Source organism: Polynucleobacter sp. 39-46-10 (genome assembly GCF_002282275.1).
The window spans coordinates 1-3764 of sequence record NZ_NCJB01000241.1 but is presented as its reverse complement, the minus strand read 5'-3'; the positions used below and the strand labels follow the sequence as shown (position 1 = coordinate 3764).

Genomic DNA, 3764 nt, shown 5'->3' with positions numbered 1-3764 from the left:
TTATTCCTGATGTAGCAGGATTACGTCGTCTTAATGACTATCCGGATGCACTCTCAGATAGCGAGGTTGCTGCCAAAGCAATGGCAGAGCGGGCTGAGAAAACCGGTAGTGAGTTTCTGCCACTGTATCTACAACGGATTTGTGCTATTTCCTGCGTTATTCGTAGAACAACTAAAGATGGCTCACCCCAAATTAAAGTTGGTACCTTAGGCACAGCGCAAGATGATGAGAAGGTATTGATACAGACCTTCTTTGAGTTAGTAGAGAAATATACCCCGCAGTTGGTTTCCTGGAATGGCAGTGGTTTTGACCTGCCAGTACTGCACTACCGTGCGCTAGCAAATCATGTGCAAGCACCACGCTATTGGGAAATGGGCGAGAGCCAAGAAAACGATAGCCGTGAATTTAAGTGGAACAACTACATCAGTCGTTATCACATGCGTCATCTGGACTTGATGGATCTCTTGGCTAAATTTAATGGTCGTGCCAATGCTCCCTTGGATGGCCTGGCAAAACTCTGCGGCTTCCCTGGCAAGATGGGAATGGATGGCGGTCAAGTTTGGCCTGCTTATCAAGAAGGCAGAATTGACGAGATTCGTCGCTATTGCGAAACCGATGTGGTTAACACTTATCTGATGTACTGCCGCTTTCAGTTGATGCGTGGTGGCTTCTCATTAGAAGAATACAAAGAAGAAATCACTTTCGTAAAAGCCTACTTAGAAAAAGAATCTCAAGAGCCGCATGGCGAGCAGTGGCAAGAATATCTCTTGGACTTTGCTCCCGATGCGTAGAGGAGAAAAGCCAGTCCACATTGTTGTGACTGAGCCGGTACGAGTAGATTCCCTTGATCTCGATGCACAAGGCATTGCGCGCTTAGCGCTCACTGAAGAAGAGGCTGGGCATGAGCTAGATTCTGGTCAAAGCGGTAAAGTCATTTTTATCAAAGGCGCGCTACCCACCGAGCTAGTCACCTATGTTGTGACACAAGACAAAGCTCGCTTTAGTAAAGCTAAGGTGCTGAACATTCTCAAGCCTGCAGTATTCAGAGCGGAACCTAAATGTAAAGCATTTGGAGTGTGTGGTGGATGCACCATGCAGCACTTGGATATTCGGGCTCAAGTAGCCATGAAACAGCGCGTTCTTGAGGATGATCTAAAGCACATAGCAAAAGTTTCCCCTGAAGAAATTCTTCGGCCGATGGGGGGTCCTGCTTGGGAATACCGTCATCGCGCACGCTTAAGCGCTGTCAATCGTTCCATTAAAAAAGGAACGGTGTTGATTGGATTTCATGAGGGCAAGAGTGGCTATGTCGCGGATATGACGGCTTGTGAGATTTTGCCAAAGCATGTTTCTGATCTGTTGCCCGAGATGCGTAAATTGGTCATGGCTCTTTCCATCGTCGATCGTATGCCGCAAATTGAAATCGCAGTAGGTGAGCCCGAGGACCCCAATTCAGAAGACCCTAAAAAGTTAAAGCCAGTCACGGCATTGGTCTTCAGAAATCTCCTGCCACTAACGTCAGCAGATGAACAGTTGCTCCGAGATTTTGCAGATGCGCATCAAGTCTGGATATGGTTGCAACCCAAAGGTATAGAAACCGTTGCACCGTTCTATCCTCTAACAGGCAAGCTTTGCTACCGTTTACCTGAGTTTGAGATTGAGATGCCATTTAAGCCGGCCGATTTCACACAGGTCAATCATATGATGAACCGTGCCTTGGTGAGTAGGGCGATTCGTCTCCTAGAGGTTCAAGCAAATGATCGTGTGCTTGATTTATTCTGCGGCATTGGTAATTTCACTCTACCGCTGGCAAGAAGGGCCAGCAAAGTTCTGGGTATTGAGGGCTTAGAAAGTCTCACTACCAGAGCCAAAGCCAATGCAGAGCATAACCAGCTCGCAGATAAAGCCAGCTTTATGCAAAGCAATTTATTTGAAGTGGGCACAGAGACAATCGCCTCGTGGGGCAAAGCTGAGCGTTGGTTGATGGATCCCCCACGTGAGGGTGCCATGGAAATTTGCCAGGCCTTAGCCCAACTCCATGAGCAAGGCAGTGATCTACCGCCACAACGCATTGTGTATGTGTCCTGCAATCCCAAGACCTTAGCTAGAGATACGGACATTCTCTGTCATCAGGCTGGTTATGTTCTCAAGAGTGCGGGGATCGTTAATATGTTCCCCCACACATCCCATGTGGAGTCGATGGCAGTATTTGAAAGATCCTAGTAATTCATTGCTTTAAAAGATCAATTACTCGCAATATTGAAGCAAAGAAAAAGGCACCCGCGGGTGCCTTTTTAATTAAAACTTAAAACCCATTGCTTAATCTCTGTCACCGCCCACAATGCCTAAGAGGGCGAGCAAGTTGGTGAAGATGTTGTACACATCCAGGTAAATAGCCAAAGTAGCCATTACGTAGTTAGTCTCACCACCGTTGATGATGCGTTGTACATCAACCAAGATAAAGGCTGAAAAGATTGCGATGGCCAAGACCATGACAGTCAACATTAAGGCTGGTAACTGTAACCAGATATTGGCTAACGAAGCCACGATCAGGAGCAGTACACCTACCATCAACCATTTACCCATGCCTGAGAAGTCGCTCTTGCTCACTGTGGCAATTGAGGCCATCACAGCAAAAATCGCTGCAGTACCGCCAAAGGCCAACATGATCAAGGTAGCACCATTGCTGTAGCTATTGAGTGTGTAACCTACTAGGCCAGACATCATGATGCCCATAAAGAAGGTGAAGCCAAGCAACAGCAGGACACCAGCTCCGGTATCCTTGTTTTTCTCAATCGCCCAGAAGAAACCAAAAGCGATTGCCATAAAGACGATGAAACCCATAAAAGGGCTACCCGCCATGAAGTTCAGTCCAAAGGCAACGCCAAGCCATGCGCCAATGACAGTAGGAATCATTGAGAGCGCCAAAAGGGCATAGGTATTGCGAAGTACGCGGTTGCGTATTTGGGGGGTGCTAATCGAGCCTGTTTGCCCAAAGCCGTAAGAGTTAAGATCACTCATATTGACTCCTTTTTCATAGTTAATACACGAGCCCACCAGGGGCTGTTGACAGTAAGTATAGACAAAATGGGGTAATTTCAAGCCCCCTATGAAAAAGACTACAAATCATAGGGTTATGCCCTGTAAATTCAATAGCTTAGCTACGCCCAGATCAGGGTAAATACGGTCGGCCGATGTATAATTCGGGGGTCGCTGAATTCCTAGCGCCTTGTGGGAAATCGAGAGAGGCATCTTTCTGGGTCCAAATTGGCGCCAAATCAGCAAAATCTTTGAAATCACTATTGGAGTTTTACATGGCTATTGAACGCACCCTTTCTATTATCAAGCCTGATGCTGTTGCAAAAAACGTGATCGGCAAGATCTACGACCGTTTCGAATCTGCTGGTTTGAAGATTGTTGCGTCCAGAATGGCGCATTTGTCACAAGCTGAAGCTGAGCAGTTCTACGCTGTGCATGCTGCCCGTCCTTTCTTTAAAGATTTGGTGAGCTTCATGATTTCTGGTCCTGTCATGATTCAGGTATTGGAAGGCGAAGGCGCAATTGCTAAGAACCGTGACTTGATGGGCGCTACTGATCCTAAGAAAGCCGACAAAGGCACTATCCGTGCTGACTTTGCTGACAGCATTGATGCAAACGCTGTTCATGGCTCTGATGCTCCTGAAACTGCTGCTGTCGAAGTTGCATTCTTCTTCGCTGGCATGAACGTTTTCAATCGTTAATTCACGATTGCTAACGAACAACCT

The 3764-nt window shown here is 47.0% G+C and carries 4 protein-coding genes; 3 read left to right on the top strand and 1 reads right to left on the bottom strand.

What is annotated here, in order from left to right:
• The first annotated feature begins 2 nt into the window (after positions 1 to 2).
• Positions 3 to 791, top strand: a complete 789-nt coding sequence (locus tag B7X71_RS13540) for a 3'-5' exonuclease (RefSeq protein WP_293601014.1) — start codon at positions 3 to 5, stop codon at positions 789 to 791.
• Positions 784 to 2223, top strand: a complete 1440-nt coding sequence (rlmD, locus tag B7X71_RS13535) for a 23S rRNA (uracil(1939)-C(5))-methyltransferase RlmD (protein ID WP_293598099.1) — start codon at positions 784 to 786, stop codon at positions 2221 to 2223. Before B7X71_RS13540 ends, rlmD begins: the two co-directional genes overlap by 8 nt.
• Positions 2224 to 2319: 96 nt before the next feature.
• Here the strand turns inward: rlmD and B7X71_RS13530 are convergent, their stop codons facing one another.
• Entirely contained in the window at positions 2320 to 3021 is a 702-nt protein-coding gene (locus B7X71_RS13530; RefSeq protein WP_293598098.1) for a Bax inhibitor-1 family protein, read from the bottom strand.
• A 293-nt stretch (positions 3022 to 3314) separates the two neighbouring features.
• Between B7X71_RS13530 and ndk the strand changes: the two genes are divergently transcribed.
• Positions 3315 to 3740: a nucleoside-diphosphate kinase gene (gene ndk / locus B7X71_RS13525; protein WP_046330292.1), complete on the top strand. Its 426-nt coding sequence runs from the start codon at positions 3315 to 3317 to the stop codon at positions 3738 to 3740.
• The last annotated feature ends 24 nt before the right edge of the window (positions 3741 to 3764 follow it).

What these genes read in the sequence shown, in the direction of transcription:
- ndk (WP_046330292.1), top strand. Translation starts at nt 3,315, where the DNA reads ATGGCTATTGAACGCACCCTTTCTATTATCAAGCCTGATGCTGTTGCA.
- B7X71_RS13530 (WP_293598098.1), bottom strand. Translation starts at nt 3,021, where the DNA reads ATGAGTGATCTTAACTCTTACGGCTTTGGGCAAACAGGCTCGATTAGC.
- rlmD (WP_293598099.1), top strand. Translation starts at nt 784, where the DNA reads ATGCGTAGAGGAGAAAAGCCAGTCCACATTGTTGTGACTGAGCCGGTA.